This window comes from Streptomyces sp. NPDC020747, from assembly GCF_044334695.1.
Classification (GTDB): Bacteria; Actinomycetota; Actinomycetes; order Streptomycetales; family Streptomycetaceae; genus Streptomyces.
The window spans coordinates 236,570-262,448 of sequence record NZ_JBIRTJ010000016.1 but is presented as its reverse complement, the minus strand read 5'-3'; the positions used below and the strand labels follow the sequence as shown (position 1 = coordinate 262,448).

The window sequence follows — 25,879 nt, the reverse complement described above, 5'->3', positions numbered from 1 at the left end:
CGGCCGTGCTTAGCATGGGCGGGTGCAGACGAGCCCCGCCCATGCGGCCCACCACAACGACCGTGAGATCGAGACGCTGCAGGAGTTCGACGCAGTCGTCTCGTCCCGCGGCACCCTCACCGGCTTCCGTGTCCAGTGCGTCGATCTGACGGACCGCACAAGGGAGTTGCTGGCGAGCGACGCCACCGGAGCCGTCTTCCTCGGCTGCCCGATGCGGGAGAACGCCGCGGCGAAGGTCCGTGCCGACGGCGCCCTGGTCTTCCCGCCGCTCCCCGGCCTGCCCTTCGACCCGTACCGCGGTCACCTCTACCGTCCCGACGAGCTGTTCGCCTCGCTCGACAAGGGGTACGAGGAGACGCCGGACGCCCTCGCGTACGCCTGGTTCCAGCAGACGAAGACCGACGGCGACATCTACGCCTCGATGCTGCGCTCCGTCCACGACGACGCGGTCTCCGACGCCCTCGACGAACTCCTGCGCGGCACACGGGTGGTGGGCGTGATGGGCGGCCACGCGCTCGGGCGCGGCACGGACGCGTACGGCGGCGCCGCCCGGCTCGGCCGTGCGCTCGCGCGCGCCGGGTTCACGGTGGCTACGGGCGGCGGCCCCGGCGCGATGGAGGCGGCGAACCTCGGCGCGTACGCGGCCCCGTACGACGACACCATGCTGCACGAGGCGTGCGAACTCCTCGCGAAGTCACCGTCGTTCGTGCCGTCGGTGACCGACTGGGCGCGCGCCGCCTTCGAGGTGCGCACACGCTGGCCGAAGGGCAACACCTCTGTCGGCATCCCGACTTGGTTCTACGGCCACGAGCCGCCGAACGCCTTCGCCTCGCACATCGCCAAGTACTTCGCCAACGCCACCCGCGAGGACGGCCTGCTGGCTCGTTCGAACGCGGGTGTGGTGTTCCTGCCCGGCGCCGCCGGCACGGTCCAGGAGATCTTCGACAACGCGACCCCCAACTACTACGAGTCCCGCGGCGAACCCACCCCGATGGTGCTGGTGAACCGCGCGCACTGGACGGAGCGACTGCCCACCTGGCCCCTGCTCCAGGCGCTCGCCCGCGACCGCTCGATGGAGTCCCGGATCGCGCTGGTCGACCGGATCGAGGAGGCACCGGAGGCGCTCATCCGGTTGGCCCATGTAAATGAAAGCTAAAGCCGTAGGGTCAAGACGGACAGACCGATTGACAACCCGCGACGTGGCCCAATAAACCTGTGAGGCGTCTGGGATTGCTGTTTCTTCGCAGCCAATCCCCCACCCCCCTCGTTTGTGCATCCCGTGAAGGGCAATCGTGTCCATATCTCGCCGTACCGCACGTTCCGTGCGCATTCTCGGAGTTGCCTCCGCCTCGGCCGCGCTCACGCTCGGCCTCGCCGGCAACGCGCTGGCCTGCAACATCAGTGAGTTCTCCGCCGTCGCCAAGTGCGACGGCGACAAGGGCGTCATCAGCGTCACCGACAAGGACCCGACCGGCGTCGCGGCCACGGTCACGGTCTTCCTGGAGTCCAAGGGCGCGGACGAGAAGCTCGTCGGCACCCAGGAGGTCAAGGGCTCCCGCGAGGGCGTGACCATCGACTTCTCCGAGGACTGGAAGCCGAACGCGGAGTACCGGATCCACGTCAAGGCCGGCAAGCAGGTCGACGAGGACATCAAGCCGAACCTCGTCACCCCGTCCGAGGCCTGCAAGTCCGAGGAGCCGTCGACGCCTCCGGCCAGCCCGTCCCCGTCCGACGAGTCCTCCTCGCCCGTCACCGCGAAGCCCGAGTCCCCGGCGCCCTCGGAGCCGGAGAGCACCCCGGCCGCGTCGGCCGGCGGCAGCATCCCGTCTCCCGCGGGCGGCGACTCGAACCTCGCCGAGACCGGCTCCAGCTCCAACACCGGTGCGATCGCCGGGATAGCGGCCGCGCTCGTGGCGGCCGGCGCCGGCGTGATGTTCGCCCTGCGCCGCCGGGGCGCGTCGAACGGCCACTGAGCACCACCAGGTTCACCCGGTTCCACCAGGCGTGGCCCGCCCCCGCGAGGGGGCGGGCCACCGCCCTTTAGGGGCGCGGGGCCATATCCATATGCGGCTCCGCCGCGTAGGCGCGACCAGCCCCCGCCTGCCCGCGCACTCATCAGCCTGCCGGCTAGCCGAACGTGGCCCGCTCCAGCCAGAAGTCCAGCAACTCCCGCTCCCCCAGGATCTCCAACCGCCCGCCGTCCGGCGGCATCCGGCGATAGAAGGCGAGCATCACCTCGGTGAGCGGCCCCCGCAGCGCGACGGTCGCCTTCTCGTGCCCGCGCCGCCAGGCGATGCCCTTGTCCTCGAACTCGATGAGCCACTCGGCGTCCAGGCCGGGCTCGGCGTCGGTGGCGTGGAGGTGGATGCTGCGCCCCTCGCCCCGCAGCTCGTTCGCGGCATCGTTGGGGTACTTCTCCTGCGCGAACCGTACGATCTGCAGCCACTCGTCGATCGCGTCGGCGGCGAACTCCGGCGCCACCTCGTACGGCACGCCCGCGGCGATCGCCGCGTCGGCCCGGTGGACCACCGTCTCGTGGGTCATGCGCCGCGCCCAGAACCCGGCCGTGTGCTCCCAGGCCCAGGACCAGGCGGCGGTGTCGGCCCCGGCGGAGCGAAAGGTCTCCGCGGCCTTCTCGGCGCCCTCCGCGAGCCAGGCGTCCAGGGCGGCGGGGTCGTCGCTCTCCGGCCCTCTGACGTGGGCCACGCGCTCGACCGGCACGTTCTTCGTGACCCTCATCCGCACGATGTGCTCGGCCCAGCGATGCGCCTCGCCGACATGCACGGCGAGCTGCCGCAGCGTCCAGTCCGGACAGGTCGGTACGGTCGCGCCGAGGTCGGCTCCGGCGAGGTGCGACCTCAACAGCGCGGTCTGCCCGACGATTTCACCGCAGTAGCGGTCGTGCCCGAGTAGCGTCATGAGCCGCACCCTAGGCTCCTCGGGCACCCCCGAGTACGACAATTTCCGCCGCGTCGAACGCCACCCCGACCTCGTCCCCCGTCTCCGGCGCGTCCCGCAGCGCACACGCCGCCTCCAGCCACGGCGCGTCCTCGGGCCGCAGGCGTAGGGCGACATGGGTGCCCCGGAAGGTCCGCGCGGCCACCGTGCAGCGCAGCCCCTCGGCCGCCGGTACGAGGCGTACGCCGGCGGGCCTGACGAGCAGTTCGACCTCGCCCTGTTGGGCGTCCGAGGGCACCGGCAGCTTGCCCCACGGCGTGTCCGCGGCCTCCCCGCTGACGGTCGCCGCGGTCACGTTCTCGAAGCCCAGGAAGCGGGCCACGAACGCGTCGGCCGGGCGCTGCCAGACCTCAAGTGGCGTACCGGACTGGGCGATCCGGCCGTCCCGCATCACGACGACCCGGTCGGCGAGCGCGAACGCCTCCCCCTGGTCGTGGGTGACCGCGAGCACGGTCGTGCCCAACTCGCCAAACAGCTCACGGAGTTCGACCACCAGCCGTTCACGCAGCGACCGGTCCAGCTGACCGAGGGGTTCGTCGAGCATGAGCAGCCAGGGGCGGGGCGCCAGGGCCCGGGCGAGCGCGACGCGCTGCTGTTCACCACCGGAGAGGGAGGCGACGGCCCGCTCACGGGCGCCGGGCAGCCCCACCAGATCCAGCAACTCCCCTACACGTACGGCCTGTTGGTCCTTCGACTCGCCGTGCATCCGCAGCCCGAAGGCCACGTTGCCGCCCACGTCGCGCTGCGGGAAGAGCTGGTGGTCCTGGAACATCAGACCGACACCGCGCTTGTGCGCGGGCACGCCGTGGAGGTCGCGGCCGTCCAGGAACACCCGCCCCTCGTCCAGGGGTTGGAGCCCCGCGACCGCCCGCAGCAGGGTCGACTTGCCGCTGCCGCTGGGCCCGAGCACGCACACGATCTCGTGCTCGGCGACACCCAGCCCGACGGAGTCGAGCACGGCCCGCCCACCGAAACGTACGGTCGCGCCAACGAGTTCGAGCTTTGCGTCGCGCATGGTCAGAACTCCCCGGTCCGGTCGGTGCGAAGGCGTTCGAGAACCAGCAGCGCCACCGCGCACACCACCATCAAGATCGTCGAAAGGGCCATGGCCTGCCCGTAGTTGAGCTCTCCGGCCCGCCCGAGCAGCCGGGCCACGGCGACCGGCAGCGTCGGGTTGTCGGGCCGCGCGATGAAGACGGTCGCGCCGAACTCGCCCAGCGACACGGCGAAGGCGAACCCGGCGGCGATCAGCAGCGCCCGCCGCACCATCGGCAGATCGACCTCGCGCCACACCCGCCACGGCGAGGCCCCGAGTACGGCCGCCGCCTCGCGCAGCCGTCCGTCCACGGCCCGAAGCACGGGCAGCATGGTCCGTACGACGAAGGGGACGCCCACCAGCGCCTGCGCGAGCGGTACGAGGATCCAGGTGCTCCGGAGGTCCAGCGGAGGCTCGTCGAGCGCGATGAGGAAGCCGAACCCGACGGTCACGGCGGAGACGCCGAGCGGCAGCATCAGCAGGGCGTCGAAGCCCCGTACGAGACGGCCGGCGTCCCGGCGGGTGAGGGCGGCGGCCGCGAGCCCGCCGATCACCAGGGCGATGGCGGTGGCGGCGAGGGCGTACTGCAGCGAGTTGCCGACGGCCTCGATCGGCGGCACGAGGAAAATGCCGCCCTCGTCGCTGGTGAGCGCCTTGTAGTAGCCGAATCCGGGGGCGTCGAGGGACCGCTCGACCAGCACGGCGAGCGGCAGCACCAGCAGGACGGCGATGGTGGCGAGGACGGCGGCGAGCAGCGCCCACTGCCCGGCGCCGCGCGGCCGTCGTGCCGTCACGGACGCGTCGACCAGACGCAGGGCCGTCTCCCGCCGCCGTACCGTCCAGGCATGGACGGCGAGGATCGCGCCGACCGCCACGAACTGGACGAGGGTGAGGACGGCGGCCGTCGAGAGGTCGAAGATCTCCGAGGTCTGCCGGTAGATCTCGACTTCGAGCGTCGAGAAGGTGGGGCCGCCGAGGATCTGCACCACGCCGAACGAGGTGAAGGTGAAGAGGAAGACCATCAGCGCGGCAGCCGCCACCGCCGGCCCGAGCGCCGGAAGCGTCACTCTGCGCCAAGCGGCGAACCGTGAGGCGCCGAGCACCCGCGCGGCCTCCTCCTGGCGCGGATCGAGCTGCGACCAGAGGCCGCCGACCGTGCGGACGACGACCGCGTAGTTGAAGAAGACGTGCGCGAGCAGGATCGCCCACACGGTCGTGTCGAGCCGTACGCCCCACAGTTCGTCCAGAAGCCCACCGCGGCCGAGGAGCGCCAGGAAGGCCGTGCCGACGACCACGGTCGGCAGCACGAACGGCACGGTCACGACGGCTCGCAGGACCTGCTTGCCCCTGAAATCGAAGCGCGCGAACACATACGCGCCGGGGAGCGCGATCAGCAGCGTGAGCGCGGTCGAGGCGAGCGCCTGCCAGGTCGTGAACCACAGGACGTGCCGGATGTCGGACTGCGCGAGCACGTCCCCGACGCGCCCGAACCGCCAGACCCCGTCGATCCTGAGCCCACGGGCCGTGATCGCCGCGACCGGGTAGGCGAAGAAGAGCCCGAAGAACGCGACGGGCACGGCCATGAGAGCGAGCCGCGCCGCGCTCCCCGTACGCGGGCGCGTACGGGGGTGCGGACGGAGACGCGGACGCCGGCGCGCGGGCGCCTCCGCCCCGGCGCGGGGCTCTACTTCAGTACGAGCGAGGTCCATGACTTGACCCACTCGTCACGGTTGTCGGCGATCTTGGCGGGGTCGAGGGTCTCGGGGTCCTCGACGGCAGGGCCGAACTTCGTGAACTCCGGCGGCACCTGGGCGGCCTCACGGACCGGGTAGACGAACATGTTGAGCGGCATGTCGTCCTGGAACTGCTTGGAGATCAGGAAGTCGACGAGCGCCTTGCCGCCCTTCGTGTTCTTCGCGTTGCTCAGCAGGCCCGCGTACTCGACCTGACGGAAGCAGGTGCCGTCCGCGACCCCGGTCGGCGCGGTCTTCGGCTTCGGGTCGGCGTAGATGACCTCGGCGGGCGGGGACGAGGCGTACGAGACGACGAGCGGCCGGTCGCCCTTGGCCTTCTTGCCGCCGGCGGACCCGGAGAACTCCACGTTGTAGGCCTGCTCCCAGCCGTCGACGACCTTCACGCCGTTGGCCTTGAGCTTCTTCCAGTAGTCCTGCCAACCGTCGTCGCCGTACTTCGCGGCCGTCCCGAGCAGGAAGCCGAGACCGGGCGAGGAGGTGGACGCGTTCTCGGTGACCAGCAGGTTCTTGTACGCGGGCTTGATCAGGTCGTCGAAGGACGTCGGCGGAGCCAGCTTCCGCTTGCTGAAGTACGCCTTGTCGTAGTTGACGCAGATGTCGCCGGAGTCGATGGGCGTGACCCGGTGCTTGGCCTGGTCGACCCGGTACTGCGGCAGGATCAGTCCCGAGCCCTTGGCCTCGTACGACTGGAACAGCCCGTTGTCGAGCGCCCGCGACAGCAGCGTGTTGTCGACGCCGAAGAAGACGTCGCCCTGCGGGTTGTCCTTGGTGAGGATGGCCTTGTTGACGGCCGTACCGGCGTCGCCGTCCTTGAGGACCCTGACCTTGTAACCGGACTCCTTCTCGAACGCTTTCAGTACGGCCTTGGTGTAGGCGAAGGAGTCATGGCTGACGAGGGTGACGGTCTTGGACCCGGAGCCTTCGTCGCCCGAGTCGGACGACCCGCACGCGGTGAGCGCGGCGAGGCCGAGCCCGGTGACCGTGACCACGGCCGTGAACTTCCTGGTGGTGGTGCTCACTGGATTCCTCCTGGGGGTGACCAGGAAGAGACGCGGCCCTGCCCGGGACCTCGGTCGGATCCCGGGCAGGGCGCAACAGCTTGAGTAGTGACCGAACTTCCTACCCAGAATGACCTGGGCAAGGTTCAGAGGGTCTGCGGGCTGTCCCGCACTCTCAGCGCTGTGGCGCTCCCCTGTCGGAATATGAAGATGTACGTACGTCCGCCAGACTACCGCTCGGTCGCCGCGAGCTGCCCGCAGGCCCCGTCGATCTCCTGGCCACGGGTGTCCCGGACGGTGACGGGCACACCATGGGCGGCGATCGCCTCGACGAACGCCTTCTCGTCCTCGGGCCGCGAGGCGGTCCACTTGGAGCCGGGTGTCGGGTTCAGCGGAATCAGGTTCACATGCACCGGCTTGCCCTTGAGCATCCGCCCGAGCCGGTCACCGCGCCACGCCTGGTCGTTGATGTCCCGGATGAGCGCGTACTCGATGGAGAGCCGGCGCCCCGACTTCGCCGCGTACTCCCAGCCGGCGTCCAGCACTTCCCGCACCTTCCACCGCGTGTTCACGGGCACGAGGGTGTCGCGCAGCTCGTCGTCCGGTGCGTGCAGGGAGATGGCGAGGCGGCACTTGAAGCCCTCGTCGGCGAACCGGTTGATGGCGGGGACGAGACCCACCGTGGAGACGGTGATCCCCCGCTGCGACAGCCCGAGCCCGTCCGGCTCCGGGTCGGTGAGGGCCCGGATGGACTGGACGACCCGCTTGTAGTTGGCCAGCGGCTCGCCCATACCCATGAACACGATGTTGCTGAGCCGGGCCGGCCCACCGGGAATCTCGCCGTCCCGCAGCGCCCGCATCCCGTCCACGATCTGGTGCACGATCTCGGCACTGGACAGATTCCGGTCGAGACCGGCCTGCCCGGTCGCACAGAACGGGCAGTTCATCCCGCAGCCCGCCTGCGAGCTGATGCACATGGTGACCCGGTCCGGGTACCGCATCAGCACGGACTCGACGAGCGTGCCGTCGAAGAGCCGCCAGAGGGTCTTGCGGGTGGTGTTCTCATCCGTGGAGAGATGCCGCACGACCGTCATCAACTCGGGAAGCAGCGCCTCCTGCAGCTTGGCGCGCGATCCCGCGGGGATGTCGGTCCACTGCTCCGGGTCGTGCGCGTACCGCGCGAAGTAGTGCTGCGACAGCTGCTTGGCACGAAACGGCTTCTCACCGACCGCGGCAACCGCCTCTTTGCGCTCGGCAGGCGTGAGATCGGCAAGGTGCCGCGGCGGCTTCTTGGCTCCGCGGGGGGCAACGAAAGTGAGTTCTCCGGGCTTAGGCATGGCTGTACCAGTGTCGCAGATCGATTCGTGTGACTTGCGCCCCCGGCAGTCTCAGCCGCGGGGCCGGGCATCCAGGAACCGGTGGACCGATTCCGTCATGCTCGCCACGAAGGAGTCGCGGGTCCGGTCGGAGACCAGTTCCAGGGAGAGGTACGGGTTGAGGTCCTCGAGCTCGACGAGGAGCAAGGCGCCTTCCCGGGTGCGGCAGGCGTCCACGCGCTGGATGCCGTGGTCGAGGGTGTTCCAGTCGATGAAACGCCGGGCGAAGGCCAGGTCGGCGTCGGTGGGCTCGTAGGGCTCAAGGACCCAGCGCCGCTCGGGATCGGGGGCGTGAAGGGCGTACTGGTAGGCGTCGTCGACGTAGTAGAAGGACACTTCGTAGCGGAAGTCGATGCGCGGCTGGACCAGGATGTCGCCGTAGGCGAGGCCGTCGAGCCGCTCGCGGGGCAGGAAGGCCAGGCCGATGGAGTCCGCGCCCACCTTCGGCTTGACCGCGTACTGACGGGCCTCGGGCAGCAGGTGCAGGTCCTCGGGCCGGTCGACGGTGGGTATGACCGGGTGTCCGGCGGCGGTCAGGTCCAGCAGGTACTGCTTGCCGGCCATGTCGCCGCGGCCGGTCAACGGGTTGTAGACCCGGGTGCCGTCGGCCGTGGCCCGCGCCCGGAAGGCGTCGTACTCCTCCCGGTAGTGCAGCACCGGTCCACTGTTGCGGACCACGACCACATCGAAGGCGTCCATCAGCGCGGCGGCGTCCAGCGGGTGGCACAGGGCGACGTCGAAGTCGTCGCGCAGCCGGGAGGTCAGGAAGATGTCCTCGTCGCAGTAGCGCCGCCCCCGCGCCTGGTAGGCGAGATCGGTCACGTACAGAGCTCTGCGGCGGTCCGGCATCGCGCATCTCCTTAGGTGGTGCGACAAACCTACCCATCCCGCCAGACACGACCTCAGGCAGGTGCGTGGTCGCGGGCTACCGGCTCACTCAGGTCTGATGCCGAAGGACGCGGGCACTGTCCCATGGGCCACACCTGGACCTACAATCGAACTCGTGTACGAATACGTGTCTCGCCCGGATCATGAGCGCAGCGACCGCGATCGGCTGGTCCGGCGGCTGCGCCGCACCGACGGCACCAACGCCGACGCCTCCACCTCCGCCACCCCCACGCCCGACATCGATACAGACACCGCCCGCGGTGCGCTGTGAACCGCGAACAGTCGTCACCCGAGGGCGAGAGCGCCGCGCCCATCGTCGTGCATCGCGCGGCGGGCGCCGGTGGACGTCGGGTGTCGATCCGTGCCCGGGTCGCCGGCCTCGCGCACAGCGACGCCGACCTGATCGAGTTCCTGCGCCGCGCGGGCCTGCCGGACGCGTGGGAGCTGCTGGACGATCCACTCTGGGTGGACTGGCAGGACGGCCGACCGCACGAGTACGGCAGGGACTGACAGCGGCGCGGGCCACGGCTCTCCCGTTTCGAGCGTTCAAATGGCCCGGACATCCGGCATGCGTGCGGCAGACACACGTCAGGGGCTCGCCGTCCAGTTGGACGACGAGCCCCTCGTACCGCGAAACCGCAGACCGCAGACCGCAGACCGCAGACCGCGAGCCTCTGCGTCGGCTCCCGACGATCAACTACTGCCGATCAAATCAACTACTGCCGATCAGCTGCCGACGAACAACACGAGCAGCAGCCACACCACAGGCGCCGTAGGCAGCAGTGAGTCCAGGCGGTCCATGATGCCGCCGTGCCCCGGCAGCAAGGTGCCCATGTCCTTGATGCCCAGGTCGCGCTTGATCATCGACTCGCCGAGGTCGCCGAGCGTGGCGCTGGCCGCGACCGCGAGGCCGACGATCAGGCCCTGCCACCAGGTGCCGTCGTCGATGAGGAACTGCATGCACAACGCGCCGGCCACCATGGCGAAGGCAAGCGCGCCCAGCAGGCCCTCGCGGGTCTTGCCGGGGCTGATGCGCGGGGCGAGCTTGTGTTTGCCGAAGCGCCAGCCGACGGCGTACGCGCCCGTGTCGCTGACCACGGCCAGCAGCAGGAACGTGAGCACCCGCCGCGCACCGTCGTCCGCGGTGAGCATCATCGCCACGAACGTGGCGAGGAACGGGATGTAGAAGGCGGCGAAGACTCCCGCGGTGACGTCCTTGAGGTACCCCTCGGGCGGTTCCGTCATCCGCCAGACCAGGACCGCGAGCGCGGTGAGCGCCATCGCCACCCAGGCGCCCTCGGCGCCCCGGACGTATCCGGCGACGACCATCGCGGCACCGCCGACCGCCAGCGGCACGAGCGGCGCCTTGATGGCCTTCTGCTCCGCGAGCCGCGACGTGAGTTCCCAGAGGCCGACCACGACGGCGACCGCTATCACTCCGACGAAGGCGGCCTTGACGACGAACAGCGACGCGACGATCACCGCACCGAGCCCGACCCCGACCCCTATGGCAGCGCCCAGGTCGCGGCCCGCGCTCTTCTTCTGCGGCGCGGGTGCGGGCTGTGCGGCGCTGGACATGGGCTCCTGCGGATTCTGCGACTGGTCGGACGGCACCTGGGAGGACGGATCCTGGTGCGGCGGCGTCCGAGGCGTCTCGTCGCGGAACAGGGGGCCGCCCGTCCGAGCAGCCCCCCGGTCGTCATCCTGGTCTCCGCCATGCGCGGGTACGTCGGGCACGATGGGCATGGGGCGAGTCTGCTGCGCGTTGTGCGCATCGTAGGCGGGACCCGCCGGGGCAGCCCCCTGGACAGGCCCCTGGTCGGACGGCCCCCAGTACCCGGCTTCTGGCGGCGCCCCCCAGGAAGAGTCGTTCATCAGACCTCGAGCAGCTCTGCTTCCTTGTGCTTGAGCAGCTCGTCCACCTGAGCGACGTACTTCGCGGTGGTGTCGTCGAGCTCCTTCTCCGCACGGCGGCCCTCGTCCTCGCCGACCTCGCCGTCCTTGATCATCTTGTCGATGCCGTCCTTGGCCTTGCGGCGCACGGAGCGGATCGAGATCTTGGAGTCCTCGGCCTTGGTACGGGCGACCTTGATGTAGTCCTTGCGGCGCTCCTCCGTCAGCTCGGGGAACACCACCCGGATGATATTGCCGTCGTTGCTCGGGTTGACGCCGAGGTCGGAGTCACGGATCGCCTGCTCGATGTTGCGCAGCGCGCTCTTGTCGAACGGGGTCACCACGGCCATGCGCGGCTCGGGCACCGAGAACGAGGCCAGCTGGTTGATCGGCGTCAGCGCGCCGTAGTAGTCCGCCACGATCTTGTTGAACATCGCCGGGTGCGCACGGCCGGTGCGGATCGCGGCGAAGTCCTCCTTGGCGACCACGACGGCCTTCTCCATCTTCTCCTCGGCCTCGAGGAGGGTCTCTTCGATCACCACTTGCTCCTGCGTGTCTTGAGTAGGCCCGGCTGCGGTTCCTTGGCGGGTAGGCGGCCGGCTGCGTCGCGTCTTGTTCCTGCACGGTTCCCGACCGGCAGGACATTGTCCATCCCCCGGTCAGGCCCGACTGCCCTGGTCACCCACAAGCGTGCCGATCTTCTCACCCTTGACCGCCCGCGCGATATTGCCCTCGGCCAGAAGCTCGAAGACGAGGATCGGGAGCTTGTTGTCGCGGCACAGGGTGATCGCCGTCATGTCGGCGACCTTGAGGTCGCGGGTGATGACCTCGCCGTAGCTGAGCGAGTCGAACTTGACCGCTCCGGGGTTGGTCTTCGGGTCGGAGTCGTAGACCCCGTCCACACCGTTCTTGCCCATCAGCAGAGCCTCGGCGTCGATCTCCAGGGCGCGCTGGGCGGCGGTGGTGTCGGTGGAGAAGTACGGCATGCCCATGCCCGCGCCGAAGATGACCACACGGCCCTTCTCCAGGTGCCGCACGGCCCGCAGCGGGATGTACGGCTCGGCGACCTGCCCCATGGTGATGGCGGTCTGCACACGCGAGTCGATGCCCTCCTTCTCCAGGAAGTCCTGGAGGGCCAGGCAGTTCATGACGGTGCCGAGCATGCCCATGTAGTCGGAGCGGGCCCGGTCCATGCCGCGCTGCTGGAGTTCGGCGCCGCGGAAGAAGTTGCCGCCGCCGATGACGACGGCGATCTGGGCACCGCCGCGGACCACCGCGGCGATCTCCCGGGCCATTTTGTGCACCACGTCGGGGTCGACGCCGAGTGCCCCGCCACCGGCGAAAGCCTCGCCGGAGAGCTTCAGCAGGAAGCGGCCGGCGCCCTTGCCGGTGTCGCTCTTTTCGTCCTTGTCGGCCTTGGTGGTGGTCATGGAGATCTCGCCTCTTCTACTACGTGTCGCACATACAAAGAAGGCCATTGCCGGTGGGGTGTCGGTGGCAACCCATGCGCGGCAATGGCCTCCTCGTCAGATCTGCTGTCGACCGTCACGCACGCGCGTGATGGCGTACACGGACGACTGCTGTCGACCCTATCTGGGTCGCGCGTCGATCGCGGTACGGACTCAGATGCCGACCTTGATGCGTACGAAACGCTTCAGGGTGACACCGGCCTCGTCCAGGATCTTCTGGACGGACTTCTTCTGGTCGAGCGCGTACGGCTGACCGAGAAGGGTGGCTTCCTTGAAGAAGCCGTTGACGCGACCCTCGACGATCTTCGGGAGGGCGGCCTCGGGCTTGCCCTCGGCGCGGGTGGTCTCCTCGGCGACGCGACGCTCGGACTCGACGACCTCGGCCGGAACGTCCTCACGGGAGAGGTACTTCGGCGCGAAGGCGGCGATGTGCTGCGCGATGCCCTTGGCAAGGTCGGCGTCGGCCTTGTCCAGCTCGACCAGGACACCGATCTGCGGGGGCAGGTCGGGCATGGTGCGGTGCATGTACGAGCCGACGTAGGTGCCGGAGAACTGCGCGAAGCGGTCCAGGACGATCTTCTCGCCCAGGTTGGCGTTGGCCTCGTCGACGTACGCCTGGACCGTCTTGCCGGCCTCGATCTCGGACGCGAGCAGCGCCTCGAGGTCGGCCGGGGAGGTCTTGGTGACGTGCTCGGCGATCGTGTTGGCGACGGCCTGGAACCTCTCGCCCTTGGCGACGAAGTCCGTCTCGCACTTCAGCTCGACCAGGACGCCGGAGGTGTTGTCGTCGGCGATGATGGAAACCACGGCGCCGTTCTCGGCGGAGCGGCCCTCGCGCTTGGCGACGCCCTTCTGGCCCTTGATGCGCAGCGCCTCGACAGCCTTGTCGACGTTGCCGTCGGCCTCGTCGAGGGCCTTCTTGCAGTCCATCATGCCGGCGCCGGTGAGCTCACGGAGCTTCTTGACGTCAGCGGCGGTGTAGTTCGCCATGATCTGTGAATCTCTTCTCGGAGTTCGAAGTCTCGAAGTCGGCGTCCGCCGCTGATCGGGCGGGCGTCCACCGAAGATCTACGGTCTGGGGGTGAACGGCGGGCGGCGCCTTCGGCACCGCCCGCCGTCACTCAACCGTGACGCTGGTTCGTCAGGCCTGCTCGGCGGCCTCGGCCGGCTTCTCGGCCTCGGCAGCGGGGGCCTCGGCGACGGGAGCCTCAGCAGCGGCCGGAGCCTCCGCCTCGGCGGCCGCGGGGGCCTCCTCGGCGGCAGGGGCCTCAGCAGCGGGCGCCTCGGCGACGGGAGCCTCGGCGGTGGCCTCGTCGGCCTTCTTCTCGCCACCCTCGAGCAGGTCGCGCTCCCACGCGGCGAGCGGCTCGCCCGCGGCCTTGTCACCCTCGGCGGCCTTGCCGGCGCCGGAACGGGAGATGAGGCCCTCGGCGACGGCGTCGGCGATCACGCGGGTGAGCAGGGTGACGGAGCGGATCGCGTCGTCGTTGCCCGGGATCTTGTAGTCGACCTCGTCGGGGTCGCAGTTCGTGTCGAGGATGGCGACGACCGGGATGTTGAGCTTCCGGGCCTCGCCGACCGCGATGTGCTCCTTCTTGGTGTCCACGATCCAGACGGCGCTGGGAACCTTGGACATCTCGCGGATACCACCGAGGGTCTTCTCAAGCTTGGCCTTCTCGCGCGAGAGCACGAGAAGCTCCTTCTTGGTCAGACCGGACGCGGCGACGTCCTCGAAGTCGATCTGCTCAAGCTCCTTGAGGCGCTGCAGACGCTTGTAGACGGTCGAGAAGTTGGTGAGCATGCCGCCCAGCCAGCGCTGGTTGACGTAGGGCATGCCGACGCGGGTCGCCTGCTCGGCGATCGCCTCCTGCGCCTGCTTCTTCGTGCCGACGAACATGACCGTGCCGCCGTGGGCGACGGTCTCCTTGACGAACTCGTAGGCGCGGTCGATGTACGACAGCGACTGGAGCAGGTCGATGATGTAGATGCCGTTGCGCTCCGTGAAGATGAACCGCTTCATCTTCGGGTTCCAACGACGGGTCTGGTGACCGAAGTGGACGCCGCTTTCCAGCAGCTCCCGCATCGTGACGACGGCCATGGCCGTTCTCCTTGAGTTTCTCGGTTGTGCCGCGCGTGCCGGACGGCACTCGCGCCTGACGCCCGCGATGCGCCTTTGCCACTAGGGACCGAGAGGCGCTGACACCAGCTGTTTTAAGGGCCTGGTGTCGGGGCGTGCGAAGTCGACCCGGTGACCCGGATCGCCACAAGAAGTGTACGGGACCCGCGAGGTGCCGGGTGACGCCGCTGTCCACAACCGGCCGGTACTCCACAGATCCTGATCATGATCCACTTTTTTACGTCGTACACGGGACCGTTCTCGCATGCGAGAAGACCGATCGACGCGTACGTGGCCGACGCTGCTGCCTGCCTTGACCGTGGTCCTGATGGTGGCCGCCGTGGGCACCCTGGGTGCCGCTCTCCCCGCGGCGACCGCCCTCGGCGGTGATCCCGGCGGCGGTCCCGGCGGCAGTTCGCCCCCGTTTCCGCCCACCGACACACCGGTGCCTGCCGTCGGCCGCGCCTGGCCGGTGGGCCTGCGTCCGTCGGTGATACGCGGTTGGGAACCCCCTGCCACCGCCTACGGCCGGGGCCATCGCGGCGTCGACCTCACCGCCGCTCCCGGCGCCCCGGTCCGTGCCGTGGCTCCCGGCCGCATCTCCTTCGCGGGCCGGGTCGCGGGCCGCGGAGTCGTGTCGGTGGAACTGAACGGCACGGGCGACCCACCCCTGCGCACGACCTACGAGCCGGTGCGGGCGACGGCGAAGAAGGGCGCGGAGGTGACGGCGGGCGAGGTGATCGGCGTACTGGAGCCGACGGGCTCCCACTGCCCGGCGTCCTGCCTGCACTGGGGACTGCGCCGGGCCGACACCTACCTGGACCCGCTCTCCCTGCTGCCGCCGTGGCTGCTCGGCCGGGGTCCGTCACGGCTGCTGCCGGTCGTCGGAGTGCCCGAGCCCGAGGTACGGGCCGTGCGCTAGCTCGGGTCCGGCCGACCACTCGGCGGCGCCTCATGGACCGACCGCCGCGACGGGTACCACTCCGCGCCCACCGGACGGCCCGCCATGTTCCAGCTCCAGGAGACGGTCGTCGTGATGCGCGTATAGAGCCCCGGGCCGAACATCCCCACACGCTCGACGGGTTCTTCGGCGGTCCCGTAGACCCGCACTCCTCGCGCGATGAACGGATCGAGGGACACCAGGTCGTCGATGACGAGGGCCACCTCGTGGTGACCGGCCCGAATGTTGCGGAACTTGCGGGTCCCGGAGACCGCCGAGCCGCTGCCGCCGACCCAGAAGTGCGTGCCATCGTACTCGAAGGCGAGCGGCACCACGTCGGGCTGCCGACCGTCGGGGCACAGCGTCGCGACGCGGGCGAGCGGCTGTGACCGCATGTAGGCGATCTCTTCATCGGTGAACGACACAACAACCTCCGGGCGTACGTTCGGAAAGGGCGCCCCCTCCCAGAGGAGAGGGATCCTCCACTCCCATCACTCCCATCACTCCCATACGAAGGGCATCCCGCCGGATCACACCGACCGACACACCTGAGAGACACCCGGACCGACGGACGCCGGAGCGACACCAGCCGGCAGACACCTGGGGGACACCGACTGTCCGAGGCCGGAGGGACGCCGACGGGCGGACGCCGGAGCGACACCGCCCGGCCGTCGCCGGAAGGATCCCCACCGCCGACGCCGGAGGGATTTCGGTCGGCCGACGCCGGAGAGGCTCAGCCCTGAACGCCCCGCAGGGCCATCGACACCGCGGCGTCGGTGATCACACCGGGATCCTCGGCCGCACCGATCTCGATCCTGCGTACGGCCGCGTCCACGATCCCCTGGAGGAGCATCGCGGCCATCCGGGGCTGCTCGTGCCCGATGTCCCGCAGCGCTTCCACGATCATCGCGACGAGTCCCCCGTGAGCCGCGCGGATCTTCTCGCGCGCACCCGCGTCGAGTTCGCTCGCGGAGATCGCCACGACGGCCCGGTGACGCCGGTCGCCGACGAGGCCCAGCTGCTGGCGGACGTACGCCTCGACCTTGCCCTCGGGCGTCCCGGCCAACGCCATCGCCGCCTCGACCTCGGCCGCCCACACCGGGAAGTCGACCTCACAGAGCTCTTCGACGACGGCAGCCCGCGACCGGAAGTACTCGTACACGGATGACCGCGCGAGGCCCGTCCGCTCGGCGAGTGCCGGGAACGTCAGCGCCTCCGTCCCGCCCTCGGACAGCAGTGACCGTGCCGCGTCCAGCAGGGCGGCTCGCTGCATCGACCGGTGCTCGGCCACGGAGGCCGCTCGAATCCTTGGCACGCCCCCACTTTACGGATGCCACGCCCAACACGGGAGGCTCTCGCCCGTGAGGGCTTGGTCCTTGGATCCGTCAGGGCTTGATCTTCGGGTCCGTGAGGGCTCGATCCTTGGATCCCCGGCCGAAAGAAGTCCCACTTCAGAGGCGTCGCCGAGGAAAGGAGGTCAGCGACCGAAACTCGCCAGCTTCGCCCGCAGCTGCAGGACCGACTTGGTGTGGATCTGGCTGACCCGGCTCTCCGTCACACCGAGGACGTTGCCGATCTCGGCGAGCGTGAGCCCCTCGTAGTAGTAGAGCGTGACGACGGTCTTCTCGCGCTCGGGCAGCGTGTTGATGGCACGTGCCAGGAAGCGCCGCAGCTCCCGGTCCTCGGCGACCTCCACGGGATTGTCGGCCGCGGTGTCCTCAAGGGTGTCCATCAGGCTCAGCCGGTCGCCGCCCTCACCGCCGACATGCAGCAGCTCCTCCAGGGCCACCACGTTCGCCAGCGACAACTGACTGAACACTGCATGCAGTTCGTCGACCGCGATGCCCAGCTCGCCGGCCACCTCGCACTCCGACGGCGTACGCCGCAGCCGTGCCTCCAGCGTCGCGTAGGCCCGCTCGACATTGCGCGCCTTCTGCCGCACGGACCGCGGGATCCAGTCCAGCGCCCTCAGCTCGTCGATCATCGCGCCCCGGATCCGCGTGATCGCGTAGGTCTCGAACTTGATCTCGCGCTCGATGTCGAACTTCTCGATGGCGTCGATCAGCCCGAACACTCCCGACGAGACGAAGTCCGCCTGTTCCACGTTGGGCGGCAGGCCCACACTCACCCGGCCCGCGACGTACTTCACCAGTGGCGAGTAGTGCAGGATCAGCTGCTCGCGCAGTCGCTCGTCGCCCGTGGTCTTGTACGACCTCCACAGCTCGTCGAGCGTCGAGGGGGCGGGCGGCCGCACGCCGCCGCGGGCAGCGGGGGGAACAGCCGCCCGGTCAGACCCGGAGGTGTGCTGGGGCATTCGTCGCCTTGTGCCGTTCTGCCGTGAACTGGGGGTGCCTGAGTGAGCTGTCGGTCTGATGTCGAGTTGCCTGTCTGAGTCGGAATCCTTGTGAGCGTAGCGTGACTGGAGCGTCGCAGTGTGCGAACGGCAGGGGATCCACCGTGCGCAGATACGTTCCGCTGGGCGCCCCCCAGGGTCACGATCGTCGCCGTGCGTAATCACCGTGGGGCGCCAACTACGGGAATTGCCAAGGGTTTCGGGGGGTCGCCCGGACGGCCGAACACTCTCGGTCAGCATCGCCCCCGATCCGTGTCGACGGAGATAGTGGCCTGGCGTGTCAACTTCCAGCCGTCGCCGTGTCGTTCGACGAACCCAAGTGAGCGGAGTTCGTACAGTCTCGCGACCGCGTCGTCCACCGTCGTCCCGGCGCCTCGGGCGGTGTCCTGGGTCGACGCGGTCCCGTGGGCCGGCAGCGCGGCCAGCACCCGGGCGGCGGCGGGGTCAAGGAGGTCGCGCGGCAGCACCGGCCCACGCCGGTCCGGCGCCAACTCGCCCATGTCGCCGACCAGCTCCGCCACTTCCGCCGCGTCGGTGACCAGCGCCGCGTCCCCGCGCAGCAGTTCGTGCACCCCCGCCGAGAGCGCGCTGGTGGCCGGGCCCGGCACCCCTATCGCGTACCGGCCCAACCGCTGAGCTGCCCGGGCGGTGACCAGGGCCCCGCTTCGGTACGCCGCCTCGACGACCACCGTGCCGCGGGTCAACGCCGCGATGACTCTGTTGCGCAGGATGAACCTGCTCGGTGTCGGATGGTCGCCGGGCGGCAACTCGCCCACGACCAGTCCCTGTTCGGCGATGCGGGTGATCAGTTGTGTGTGCCCGGACGGATAGGGCCGGTCGACCCCGCAGGCGAGTACGGCGACGGTGGCCCCGCCCGCGCCGAGCGCACCGCGGTGTGTCGCGCCGTCCACCCCGTAGGCACCCCCGGACACCACGACCCACCCCCGCTCGGCGAGCCCCGAGCCGAGTACGGACGCCATGTGCGCGCCGTACTCGGTGCAGGCCCGCGCTCCCACAACCGCGACCGAGCGCAGCGCCCATATCCGCAGGCTGGGCCGCCCCCGCACCCAGAGGCCGGTGGGCCGGGCGTCCCCGAGGTCGTCCAGCTGTGCGGGCCATTCGGTGTCCCCCGGGCACACGAACCGCGTCCCGGCGTCTCGTGCCACGGCGAGGTCGCGCTCCGGGTCCGCCCGCTCGGCCCGGTCCATCAGCCCCGCCCATCGCTTGTCCGTCACGCCCGGCAGCTGCTGCCCGCCTCCGGTGAGCCGCCGGACCACCTCCGCCGTCCCGAGCTCGCGCAGCCACCGCCCGCAGACCTCGTCCCCCGGTTCGACGACGCGCGCGAGGAAGGCCCGGTGGAGTCGCGCGTCGTCCCCACCATCGCCGCTGCCCCTGCCATTCCCTCCGCCTGTGCTGTCCTCGCTCATGACAGTGCTCCGATCGCCATGGGCACCCCCCGAGGGACCCCGGTGCGCAGTTGCAGGGCGAGGGCGACGTCCGTCACGTCGGGCCGGTCGTGGCCCACGAGGTCCGCGACGGTCCAGGCGACACGCAGGACACGGTCGAGACCGCGCGCGGTGAGCCCGCCTCGCTCCAGACTGCGCTCGGCGTCCTCCATGGCTCCCGAGGAGGCGTACCAGCGGCTGCGCAGCTCCCGCCCCGGCACTTCGCTGTTGGTCCGCCAGGGAGTGTCCGTCAGCCGCGCCGCGGCTCGCTCCCTGGCCGCCCGCACCCGTCCGGCGACCGTCTCGGTGGATTCGCCCCGCGCGCCCCTCTCCGTGAGTTCGGACCGGGTGACGCGGTCCACCTCGACCCTCAGGTCGACCCGGTCGAGCAGCGGTCCGGAGAGCCGTGCCTGGTAGCGGCGGATCGCGGAGGACGGGCACTCGCACAGGCTGTCCCGCTGTGAGAAGCGGCCGCAAGGACATGGGTTCGCCGCGAGGACCATGAGGAACCGGGCGGGGAAGCGTACGACTCCGGCGCTGCGCGCGATCACCACATGCCCCGATTCCAGGGGCTGGCGCAGGGCGTCGAGGGCATGGCTGCTGAACTCGGGTGTCTCGTCGAGGAAGAGCACTCCCCGATGGGACAGCGACACCGCGCCCGGCCGTGCGATGCCCTGGCCGCCTCCGACGAGCGCCTGCATGGTCGCCGAGTGGTGCGGTGCGCAGTAGGGCGCGACGTCGACCAGGGGTTTGCCCGGTGGCAGCAGGCCCGCGACCGAGTGGACGGCTGTGACCTCCAGGGACTCGCCGCGGCTGAGCCTCGGCAGGATGGCCGGGAGTCGCTCGGCGAGCATCGTCTTTCCCGCGCCCGGCGGGCCTTCGAGGAACAGGTGGTGTCCTCCTGCCGCGGCGACCTCCACCGCGGTCCGTGCCGAGTGCTGGCCGACGACGTCGGCGAGGTCGTGTCCGTGGTCGTGCTGCATGGCGCCCATGCTGTGGATGCCCGTGGCCGCGCCCGTCCCCGGCATGCGCAGGCCCGCGAGCAGCGGATCCGGCCGCCCCTGGTCGTCGGGCACCTCGTCGGGCACCGGTTCGTCCGTGAGGACGGCGATCAGCTGCCGGAGGCTGCGGACGCCGAGCACGGACACCCCGGGCACCAGCGAGGCCTCGGCGGCAGCGCATTCCGGCACCACCACCTGCTCGTATCCCGCGTCCGCCGCGGCGAGCACGGCCGGCAGCACACCCCGGACGGGCCGGACCCGCCCGTCCAGGCCCAGCTCGCCGATCATCACGATGTCCGAGATCACCCGTGGGTCGATGCGCTCGGAGGCCCCCAGCGCCGCACAGGCGATCGCGAGATCGAATCCACTGCCGCTCTTCGGCACGGAGGCCGGACTGAGGCCCACCGTGAGCTTCTTCTGCGGCCACTCTCCGCCGGAGTTGACCACGGCCGCCCGCACCCGGTCCTTGCTCTCCGTCAGGCTCTTGTCGGGCAGGCCCACCAGGGTGAACGCCGCGACCCCGGGCTCCAGGTCCGCCTGGACCTCGACGACGACACCCTCCACACCGACGAGGGCCACCGAGCACGTACGCGCGAATCCCATCAGGCCACCCCCCGCACGTGCTCCACGACGGGAGCGCCACGGTCGGGCAGCAGGACGCCGACGACGTCGATACGGACGCCGCCGGGTGGGGCTCCTCCGTGTTCCTGCAGCCAGCGCTCGGCGAGGCCGCGCAGCCGCTGCGCCTTGACGGGGGTGACGGCGGCCATCGGGTGCTCGAAGGTTCCCGTGCGGCGGGTCTTCACCTCGCAGACGACCAGCGCGTCGCCGTCCCGGGCCACGATGTCGATCTCACCGGCCCTGCCCGAGCGCCAGTTGCGCCGCAGGACCGTCATTCCCGACTCGGTCAGCCGCCGTGCGGCCAGATCCTCGCCGTACTTCCCCAGTGCGTTGCGTGCCTTGGACGTCTTCATGTGGGCACCACCTCCGGCACCCACACTGAGCCCGCCGCGGCCCGCTAGTGGATCTTGGTGGACGGCCACTCGGATGTGGACAACTCAGTCACCCACACGAGCGGCCGCTCCCCGTCTCCGGCCGGTCGACGACACCTCCGGCCGGTCGTCGACCGTGATCGCTCAGCTGCTCGGCAGTTCGAGGTCGCTCTTGTTGAGCTCCTCGATGTTCACGTCCTTGAATGTGAGGACGCGTACTTGCTTCACGAACCGAGCAGGCCGGTACATGTCCCACACCCAGGCATCCGCCATGGACACCTCGAAAAACACCTCGCCCTGGACCGAGTGCACCTGCATCTCGTAGTCGTTGGTGAGGTAGAAGCGCCGTTCGGTCTCGATCACGTATTTGAACAGACCGACGACATCGCGGTACTCCCGGTAGAGCTTCAGCTCCATCTCGGTCTCGTACTTCTCGAGGTCCTCGGCGCTCATGGCATGTTCCCCTTCAGCCGTGCGTCCCCCTATTGTGCGCCAGCCCCGCGAGCCCCTAGACGATTTCCGTGTCGAGGGTCTCGGGACCGGCCGGGGGCCCTTCGTCGAGCAGCCTGCGCAGCAGCTCGGCGAGTCTGGTCGGATACACCGTCTCATGTGCCTGGTTAAGTTCCTGGCACGTCCACCAGCGCGCTCCGGCGACACTGCGCCGTTCCAGCTCCGTCAGTCCCGTGGCCTCGGGCACCACCTCGCGCGTATCCGCCGTCCGGGCCAGGTAGTACCACTCCTCCTGGTCCCAGCGGCGCCCCGCGAACGGGAACGAACAGGTCCGCCGCCACAGCACCGGGCCCAGCTCGACCTCGGTGATGCCGGTCTCCTCCAGGAGTTCCCTGCGGGCGGCCTCTTCCCGCGTCTCGTCGCCCTCCACGCCGCCGCCCGGTGTGAACCACCAGTTGTCCGACGGATCCTCGGGTTCGTGGCCGTGGAGCAGCAGGATGCGGTCCTGCGGGTCGAGCAGCACCACCCGGGCGACCTTCCGCAGCTCCCCGAGTTCGCCGGGCCCGGGGACCAGCCGCTCGCCCGTGCTTCCGGACCCCGCGGACGTGGCCGAGGCCGACCGCTCGCCCGCTCCCTCGGATCCCTGAGGCACGTCAGCCGGCAAGAGCCTGCTCCCTCGTCCCCGTGCGGCCGCGCCGGCGCTCCGCCCGCTTGGCGATCGGACCGTACGCCCCTCCGCCGAGGACGAGCACCGCGCCCACCACGATCGCCGTGAGCACCAGGCGCAGGGGTCCCGGCTCGGAGATGGCGCCGAGGGTCTCGAAGTTGGTGGGCCGGGCCAGCATGCCGTTCATGGGCCAGGCCACGGCGTCGACGCGGGCGTCCACCGCGCTGCGCGGCACCGTGCCGCTGCCGGCCTCCGTGAGGTGCGCGGTGGAGTCGAGGGAGCCGCTGCGCTCGTCACCGAGCAGGAAGAGCCTGCCCTCGGGAACCTTGATGGCCGGGATCGTGGTCGCCTCGGCCACGCTGCCCTTGGGGAGATACGGTTCGTCGATCTTCTTGCCGTTGACGGTCAGCTTGTTCTCGGTGCAGCAGGCGACGGTGTCCCCGCCCACCGCGACGACGCGCTTGACCATGGGCATGTTGCCCCAGCTGGCCTGCTTGAAGACGACGACGTCACCACGCTCGACGTCGGAGCCGTCGATCCGCTCGGCGAGCACCCGGTCGCCGGCCGTGATGGTCGGCGACATCGAGTCGGTCGGCACGGTGTAGGGCTGGTAGACGATCGCACCCCAGGCGAAACCGCCGAGGAAGAGCACACAGCCGAGGGCCATGGCGAATCCCGACAGCTTGCTGCCGAGCCGCCCATGGCCCTCGTCCGTACGACTTGTCCCGCTCATCCCAGTGCTCCCCCAACTCGGAGAATCGACCCCGCGGCCCAGGTGCGGGCCGCGGAAGATCGGCGATCTGGGACGGCACCCTACCCGGCGGTACCCGGCCCAGAAACCCTGGCGTTCGCGACGGTGAGACGGCGCCTGCGCCACAGCACCAGCGGCACCGCGCCCGCGAGCCCGAGCGCGCCGGGAGCGGCGGCGCTGAGGTTCTGGTCGAAGGTGTCCGGCACCGGCAGCGTCGACCAGCGGGTGGGCGGCCAGGCGACGACGACGGCGCGGCCCACGACGTTGTCCACGGGCACGAAGCCCTTGTGCTTGTCCTGCTGGTGGTAGCGGGAGTCCAGCGAGTTCTGCCGGTGGTCACCCATGACCCAGATTTTGCCTTCGGGCACCTTCACCTTGAACTGGCCGCCGAGGTCGTCCACCGTGCACGGCGTGTTCCCCGGGTACACGTAGGAAGTCTCGTTCAGCGCCTTGCCGTTGACCTTCACCGGGCCGGTGCCCTTGCACTCGACGGTGTCGCCGCCGACGCCGATGACGCGCTTGATGAGGTCCTTCTCCTCGGCGGACGGCATCAGGCCGATCCAACTGAGGCCCTTCTGGATCGCGTTCGGGTTCGGGGTCGGCTCGCCCGCCAGCCACTTGGCGGGGTCGTGGAAGACGACGACCTCGCCGCGCTCGGGCTCCGAGCCGAACCACGGGGTCAGTTTGTCGACCAGGACGCGGTCACCCTGCTGAAGGGTGTTCTGCATCGAGTCCGAGGGGATCGAGAACGCCTGCACCAGGAAGGTCTTGATCAGCAGCGCGAGAACCAGCGCGATGCCGATGAGCAGCGGGAGTTCTTTCCAGAAGGACCGCGGCTTCTTCGGCTGCGGGGCGGCTCCGTCGCCGTCCCGCGCGTCTCTGCCTCCGTCGCCGCCGGAGTCACCTCCGTTGTCACTGCCGGCGGTCACGTCGTCCTCTACGGCCGGGGGGAGCGACTCTTCGGGTCGTTCCGGTCGCTCCTCGGGGCCCTCGTGTCCGGACCGTGCGCCGACCGCCAAATCCCCCACATCCACTCCTCACTCCGTGCCGCCGCCTGCGACGGATACGACGCAGGCCCACCACTCCCATAACGAGCGGGAGTTCCGCAGGGGTCGGGAGCGGGATCAATCCGTATCGATCCGCGGTGGCCACCCTATGCGACGCGCCGAGCACAACGCCCGCCCCACCGGGCGCGTCGGGCACGGAGGCATACGTTTCCGGCTCGTCGAGCTGGCTCCAGTGACCGATGGGCCAGGCGATGACCATGGCGCGGCCCACGACGTCCTCGGAGATGGTGCCGTTGTCCTTCTCGGTGCGGTGGTAACGGGAGTCGGCGGAGTTGGAGCGGTGGTCACCCATCACCCACAGGCGCCCCTCGGGCACCTTCACCTCGAAGTTGAGTGACGAGGGTTTGTCGCCGGGGTTGATGTAGGGCTCATTGAGCGGCATGCCGTTGACGGTCACGCGGCCCTGGGTGTCGCAGCACTTGACGGTGTCGCCGCCGACCGCGACGACCCGCTTGATCAGGTCCCGTTCGTTGTCGGAGGGCAGCAGGCCGATGAAGGTGAGCACCTCCTTGACCTGCTTGACGACGATGGGGTCGTCGGCCTTCGCGACCGGCTGTTCGTCCTCCAGCCATCCGCCGGGGTCCTTGAACACGACGACGTCGCCGCGCTCGGGCTTCGAGCCGAACCACGGCGTGAGCTTGTCGACGAGGACGCGGTCGCCGATCCGGATCGTCTGCTCCATGGAGCCGGAGGGGATCACGAAGGCCTGGACGAGGAACGTCTTCAGGACGAGCGCTATGAGCAGGGCGACCCCTATCAGAAGGGGTATCTCCTTGATCGCCGAGCGCTGTCGGCGCCGCTTGACCCTGCGGGCGAGCTTGCGCCGCTCGGCCCGGCCCGGCATGACCGGGCCGCCGGTACGCCGGCTGCCGGTGGGCAGAAGGTCCTCGGCGGCGCTGTGTGCGCTGCGAGGCTTGCCGCGGTTACCCATGGACACCGTCCGCGGTGCCCGGCCCGCTCGACGCCGGGGCGCTGCGCCCTGTGGCGGTCGCCGCCGGAGCGCCGCCTGTCGTGGCGGCGGGCACGCGCGCGTAGTCGTCGGCGCGCTCCAGGCGGGTCCAGTGGCCGATGGGCCACGCGATCCAGTCGGCTCTGCCGATCACGTCGTCGACGGGGATCATGCCGCCGCCCGGGGAGCCCAGGTGGTCGCGGGAGTCGCTGGAGTCACCGCGGTGGTCGCCGAGGACGAACAGAGTGCCGTCGGGCACTGCGAGGTCGAAGGACACCTCTGACGGCTTGTCGCCCGGGAACAGAAACGTCGACTCGTCGACCGACCGGCCGTTCACCTCGATCCTCCCCTGCCTGTCGCAGCAGACCACATGGTCTCCCCCCACGCCGACGACACGCTTGATGTAGTCGGCGTCGCCGAAGTAACCGGTGCCGTCGAACACGACGACGTCACCGCGCCTCGGCTCAGCACCGAAACGGTACGCCAACTTATTTACGAGAACGCGGTCCCCGATCCTCAATCCGGGCTCCATCGAGCCACTGGGAATCTGGAACGGCTGGATCACGAAGCGGCTGAGCAGCAGCAGGAAAACCAGACAGAACAGCACGGTCAGGGTGATCCGGCCCCCTGGCAGCCAGTCCGCGGCCCGGGCCACCAACGCGAAACGCGACCGCCCCTCCGTCCCCTCTGTGTCCGAGATCTCCTCGGATCCGGCGGGGTGGGAGGAGCGGTCGCGCTCCGTCTGCTGTGCTTCGGCGTCCATCGAGGCCAGATGC

At 70.0% G+C, this 25,879-nt stretch carries 28 protein-coding genes and 1 riboswitch; of the genes, 5 read left to right on the top strand and 23 right to left on the bottom strand.

Going from position 1 to position 25,879, the window contains the following annotated elements; genetic code table 11:
- Window positions 1-22: 22 nt before the first annotated feature.
- Window positions 23-1,156 carry an LOG family protein gene (locus ACH4YP_RS36210; protein ID WP_398495121.1) on the top strand — a complete coding sequence of 378 codons (1,134 nt, stop codon included), beginning with the start codon at window positions 23-25 and terminating at the stop codon, window positions 1,154-1,156.
- 166 nt (window positions 1,157-1,322) lie between these two features.
- Window positions 1,323-1,973 carry an LAETG motif-containing sortase-dependent surface protein gene (locus tag ACH4YP_RS36205; protein ID WP_361062206.1) on the top strand — a complete coding sequence of 217 codons (651 nt, stop codon included), beginning with the start codon at window positions 1,323-1,325 and terminating at the stop codon, window positions 1,971-1,973.
- Window positions 1,974-2,127: 154 nt separating this feature from the next.
- Here the strand turns inward: ACH4YP_RS36205 and ACH4YP_RS36200 are convergent, their stop codons facing one another.
- From ACH4YP_RS36200 to ACH4YP_RS36175, 6 genes are all read right to left on the bottom strand, one after another.
- Complete coding sequence (locus tag ACH4YP_RS36200) at window positions 2,128-2,919, bottom strand: maleylpyruvate isomerase family mycothiol-dependent enzyme (RefSeq protein WP_361062209.1); 792 nt, start codon at window positions 2,917-2,919, stop codon at window positions 2,128-2,130.
- Between the two features lie 10 nt (window positions 2,920-2,929).
- The gene (locus tag ACH4YP_RS36195) at window positions 2,930-3,973 is read right to left on the bottom strand and encodes an ABC transporter ATP-binding protein (protein WP_361062212.1); all 1,044 of its coding nucleotides are present in this window, start codon (window positions 3,971-3,973) and stop codon (window positions 2,930-2,932) included.
- 2 nt (window positions 3,974-3,975) lie between these two features.
- On the bottom strand, window positions 3,976-5,703 hold the full coding sequence (locus tag ACH4YP_RS36190) for an ABC transporter permease (RefSeq protein ID WP_398495119.1): 1,728 nt from the start codon (window positions 5,701-5,703) through the stop codon (window positions 3,976-3,978).
- A complete protein-coding gene (locus tag ACH4YP_RS36185) occupies window positions 5,679-6,767 on the bottom strand; it encodes a thiamine ABC transporter substrate binding subunit (protein ID WP_398495117.1) in 1,089 nt (362 codons plus the stop codon). Before ACH4YP_RS36185 ends, ACH4YP_RS36190 begins: the two co-directional genes overlap by 25 nt.
- A 79-nt stretch (window positions 6,768-6,846) precedes the next feature.
- A riboswitch (TPP riboswitch) is annotated at window positions 6,847-6,952 on the bottom strand.
- Window positions 6,953-6,976: 24 nt separating this feature from the next.
- Window positions 6,977-8,083, bottom strand: a complete 1,107-nt coding sequence (gene rlmN / locus ACH4YP_RS36180; RefSeq protein WP_383944427.1) for a 23S rRNA (adenine(2503)-C(2))-methyltransferase RlmN — start codon at window positions 8,081-8,083, stop codon at window positions 6,977-6,979.
- Window positions 8,084-8,134: 51 nt separating this feature from the next.
- Window positions 8,135-8,971 (bottom strand): hypothetical protein, encoded by an 837-nt coding sequence (locus ACH4YP_RS36175; protein WP_398495114.1) that lies wholly within the window; start codon window positions 8,969-8,971, stop codon window positions 8,135-8,137.
- Window positions 8,972-9,125: 154 nt separating this feature from the next.
- Here ACH4YP_RS36175 and ACH4YP_RS36170 point away from each other — a divergent pair, with 154 nt between their 5' ends.
- A complete protein-coding gene (locus ACH4YP_RS36170) occupies window positions 9,126-9,281 on the top strand; it encodes a hypothetical protein (RefSeq protein ID WP_361062227.1) in 156 nt (51 codons plus the stop codon).
- Entirely contained in the window at window positions 9,278-9,520 is a 243-nt protein-coding gene (locus ACH4YP_RS36165; RefSeq protein ID WP_361062230.1) for a hypothetical protein, read from the top strand. Before ACH4YP_RS36170 ends, ACH4YP_RS36165 begins: the two co-directional genes overlap by 4 nt.
- Before the next feature lie 216 nt (window positions 9,521-9,736).
- Here the strand turns inward: ACH4YP_RS36165 and ACH4YP_RS36160 are convergent, their stop codons facing one another.
- From ACH4YP_RS36160 to rpsB, 5 genes are all read right to left on the bottom strand, one after another.
- Complete coding sequence (locus ACH4YP_RS36160) at window positions 9,737-10,885, bottom strand: phosphatidate cytidylyltransferase (protein ID WP_361062233.1); 1,149 nt, start codon at window positions 10,883-10,885, stop codon at window positions 9,737-9,739.
- Window positions 10,885-11,442 (bottom strand): ribosome recycling factor, encoded by a 558-nt coding sequence (gene frr / locus ACH4YP_RS36155; RefSeq protein WP_055614581.1) that lies wholly within the window; start codon window positions 11,440-11,442, stop codon window positions 10,885-10,887. Before frr ends, ACH4YP_RS36160 begins: the two co-directional genes overlap by 1 nt.
- Window positions 11,443-11,562: 120 nt before the next feature.
- Complete coding sequence (gene pyrH, locus ACH4YP_RS36150; RefSeq protein WP_361062236.1) at window positions 11,563-12,333, bottom strand: UMP kinase; 771 nt, start codon at window positions 12,331-12,333, stop codon at window positions 11,563-11,565.
- A 192-nt stretch (window positions 12,334-12,525) separates the two neighbouring features.
- Window positions 12,526-13,362 (bottom strand): translation elongation factor Ts, encoded by an 837-nt coding sequence (gene tsf / locus ACH4YP_RS36145; RefSeq protein ID WP_398495112.1) that lies wholly within the window; start codon window positions 13,360-13,362, stop codon window positions 12,526-12,528.
- Window positions 13,363-13,513: 151 nt separating this feature from the next.
- On the bottom strand, window positions 13,514-14,470 hold the full coding sequence (rpsB, locus tag ACH4YP_RS36140) for a 30S ribosomal protein S2 (RefSeq protein ID WP_398495110.1): 957 nt from the start codon (window positions 14,468-14,470) through the stop codon (window positions 13,514-13,516).
- Between the two features lie 283 nt (window positions 14,471-14,753).
- Between rpsB and ACH4YP_RS36135 the strand changes: the two genes are divergently transcribed.
- On the top strand, window positions 14,754-15,410 hold the full coding sequence (locus ACH4YP_RS36135; RefSeq protein ID WP_398495108.1) for a peptidoglycan DD-metalloendopeptidase family protein: 657 nt from the start codon (window positions 14,754-14,756) through the stop codon (window positions 15,408-15,410).
- On the opposite strand, the gene ACH4YP_RS36130 is transcribed toward ACH4YP_RS36135, so the two are convergent.
- The 12 genes from ACH4YP_RS36130 to lepB (ACH4YP_RS36075) form a co-directional block, all read right to left on the bottom strand.
- Window positions 15,407-15,853, bottom strand: coding sequence for a PPOX class F420-dependent oxidoreductase (locus ACH4YP_RS36130; RefSeq protein WP_398495106.1), 447 nt, complete (start codon window positions 15,851-15,853; stop codon window positions 15,407-15,409). The genes ACH4YP_RS36135 and ACH4YP_RS36130 overlap by 4 nt on opposite strands.
- A 308-nt stretch (window positions 15,854-16,161) precedes the next feature.
- Complete coding sequence (locus ACH4YP_RS36125) at window positions 16,162-16,719, bottom strand: helix-turn-helix domain-containing protein (RefSeq protein WP_361062286.1); 558 nt, start codon at window positions 16,717-16,719, stop codon at window positions 16,162-16,164.
- A 186-nt stretch (window positions 16,720-16,905) separates the two neighbouring features.
- Window positions 16,906-17,742, bottom strand: coding sequence for an RNA polymerase sigma factor WhiG (gene whiG, locus ACH4YP_RS36120; protein WP_361062248.1), 837 nt, complete (start codon window positions 17,740-17,742; stop codon window positions 16,906-16,908).
- Window positions 17,743-18,014: 272 nt separating this feature from the next.
- On the bottom strand, window positions 18,015-19,208 hold the full coding sequence (gene dprA, locus ACH4YP_RS36115; RefSeq protein WP_398495104.1) for a DNA-processing protein DprA: 1,194 nt from the start codon (window positions 19,206-19,208) through the stop codon (window positions 18,015-18,017).
- The gene (locus ACH4YP_RS36110) at window positions 19,205-20,830 is read right to left on the bottom strand and encodes a YifB family Mg chelatase-like AAA ATPase (RefSeq protein WP_361062254.1); all 1,626 of its coding nucleotides are present in this window, start codon (window positions 20,828-20,830) and stop codon (window positions 19,205-19,207) included. Before ACH4YP_RS36110 ends, dprA begins: the two co-directional genes overlap by 4 nt.
- Window positions 20,830-21,201, bottom strand: coding sequence for a YraN family protein (locus tag ACH4YP_RS36105; protein WP_361062257.1), 372 nt, complete (start codon window positions 21,199-21,201; stop codon window positions 20,830-20,832). Before ACH4YP_RS36105 ends, ACH4YP_RS36110 begins: the two co-directional genes overlap by 1 nt.
- 162 nt (window positions 21,202-21,363) lie before the next feature.
- On the bottom strand, window positions 21,364-21,672 hold the full coding sequence (locus ACH4YP_RS36100; RefSeq protein WP_055510545.1) for a DUF2469 domain-containing protein: 309 nt from the start codon (window positions 21,670-21,672) through the stop codon (window positions 21,364-21,366).
- A 55-nt stretch (window positions 21,673-21,727) separates the two neighbouring features.
- The gene (locus ACH4YP_RS36095; protein WP_398495163.1) at window positions 21,728-22,243 is read right to left on the bottom strand and encodes an NUDIX hydrolase; all 516 of its coding nucleotides are present in this window, start codon (window positions 22,241-22,243) and stop codon (window positions 21,728-21,730) included.
- Between the two features lie 79 nt (window positions 22,244-22,322).
- Window positions 22,323-23,069 carry a signal peptidase I gene (lepB, locus tag ACH4YP_RS36090; protein ID WP_361062260.1) on the bottom strand — a complete coding sequence of 249 codons (747 nt, stop codon included), beginning with the start codon at window positions 23,067-23,069 and terminating at the stop codon, window positions 22,323-22,325.
- Between the two features lie 80 nt (window positions 23,070-23,149).
- Window positions 23,150-24,115, bottom strand: coding sequence for a signal peptidase I (lepB, locus tag ACH4YP_RS36085; protein ID WP_361062262.1), 966 nt, complete (start codon window positions 24,113-24,115; stop codon window positions 23,150-23,152).
- Window positions 24,000-25,085, bottom strand: coding sequence for a signal peptidase I (lepB, locus tag ACH4YP_RS36080; protein ID WP_361062265.1), 1,086 nt, complete (start codon window positions 25,083-25,085; stop codon window positions 24,000-24,002). Before lepB (ACH4YP_RS36080) ends, lepB (ACH4YP_RS36085) begins: the two co-directional genes overlap by 116 nt.
- Window positions 25,078-25,866 carry a signal peptidase I gene (lepB, locus tag ACH4YP_RS36075; RefSeq protein ID WP_361062268.1) on the bottom strand — a complete coding sequence of 263 codons (789 nt, stop codon included), beginning with the start codon at window positions 25,864-25,866 and terminating at the stop codon, window positions 25,078-25,080. The genes lepB (ACH4YP_RS36080) and lepB (ACH4YP_RS36075) overlap by 8 nt, the downstream gene beginning before the upstream one ends.
- Window positions 25,867-25,879 lie beyond the last annotated feature (13 nt).

Bases quoted from the DNA above. Each gene is read 5' to 3' on its own strand.
- ACH4YP_RS36200 (WP_361062209.1), bottom strand. From the start codon at position 2,919: ATGACGCTACTCGGGCACGACCGCTACTGCGGTGAAATCGTCGGGCAG.
- ACH4YP_RS36195 (WP_361062212.1), bottom strand. From the start codon at position 3,973: ATGCGCGACGCAAAGCTCGAACTCGTTGGCGCGACCGTACGTTTCGGT.
- ACH4YP_RS36190 (WP_398495119.1), bottom strand. From the start codon at position 5,703: ATGGACCTCGCTCGTACTGAAGTAGAGCCCCGCGCCGGGGCGGAGGCG.
- rlmN (WP_383944427.1), bottom strand. From the start codon at position 8,083: ATGCCTAAGCCCGGAGAACTCACTTTCGTTGCCCCCCGCGGAGCCAAG.
- ACH4YP_RS36175 (WP_398495114.1), bottom strand. From the start codon at position 8,971: ATGCCGGACCGCCGCAGAGCTCTGTACGTGACCGATCTCGCCTACCAG.
- ACH4YP_RS36160 (WP_361062233.1), bottom strand. From the start codon at position 10,885: ATGAACGACTCTTCCTGGGGGGCGCCGCCAGAAGCCGGGTACTGGGGG.
- pyrH (WP_361062236.1), bottom strand. From the start codon at position 12,333: ATGACCACCACCAAGGCCGACAAGGACGAAAAGAGCGACACCGGCAAG.
- tsf (WP_398495112.1), bottom strand. From the start codon at position 13,362: ATGGCGAACTACACCGCCGCTGACGTCAAGAAGCTCCGTGAGCTCACC.
- rpsB (WP_398495110.1), bottom strand. From the start codon at position 14,470: ATGGCCGTCGTCACGATGCGGGAGCTGCTGGAAAGCGGCGTCCACTTC.
- ACH4YP_RS36135 (WP_398495108.1), top strand. From the start codon at position 14,754: ATGCGAGAAGACCGATCGACGCGTACGTGGCCGACGCTGCTGCCTGCC.
- whiG (WP_361062248.1), bottom strand. From the start codon at position 17,742: ATGCCCCAGCACACCTCCGGGTCTGACCGGGCGGCTGTTCCCCCCGCT.
- dprA (WP_398495104.1), bottom strand. From the start codon at position 19,208: ATGAGCGAGGACAGCACAGGCGGAGGGAATGGCAGGGGCAGCGGCGAT.
- ACH4YP_RS36110 (WP_361062254.1), bottom strand. From the start codon at position 20,830: ATGGGATTCGCGCGTACGTGCTCGGTGGCCCTCGTCGGTGTGGAGGGT.
- ACH4YP_RS36105 (WP_361062257.1), bottom strand. From the start codon at position 21,201: ATGAAGACGTCCAAGGCACGCAACGCACTGGGGAAGTACGGCGAGGAT.
- ACH4YP_RS36100 (WP_055510545.1), bottom strand. From the start codon at position 21,672: ATGAGCGCCGAGGACCTCGAGAAGTACGAGACCGAGATGGAGCTGAAG.
- lepB (WP_361062260.1), bottom strand. From the start codon at position 23,069: ATGAGCGGGACAAGTCGTACGGACGAGGGCCATGGGCGGCTCGGCAGC.
- lepB (WP_361062265.1), bottom strand. From the start codon at position 25,085: ATGGGTAACCGCGGCAAGCCTCGCAGCGCACACAGCGCCGCCGAGGAC.
- lepB (WP_361062268.1), bottom strand. From the start codon at position 25,866: ATGGACGCCGAAGCACAGCAGACGGAGCGCGACCGCTCCTCCCACCCC.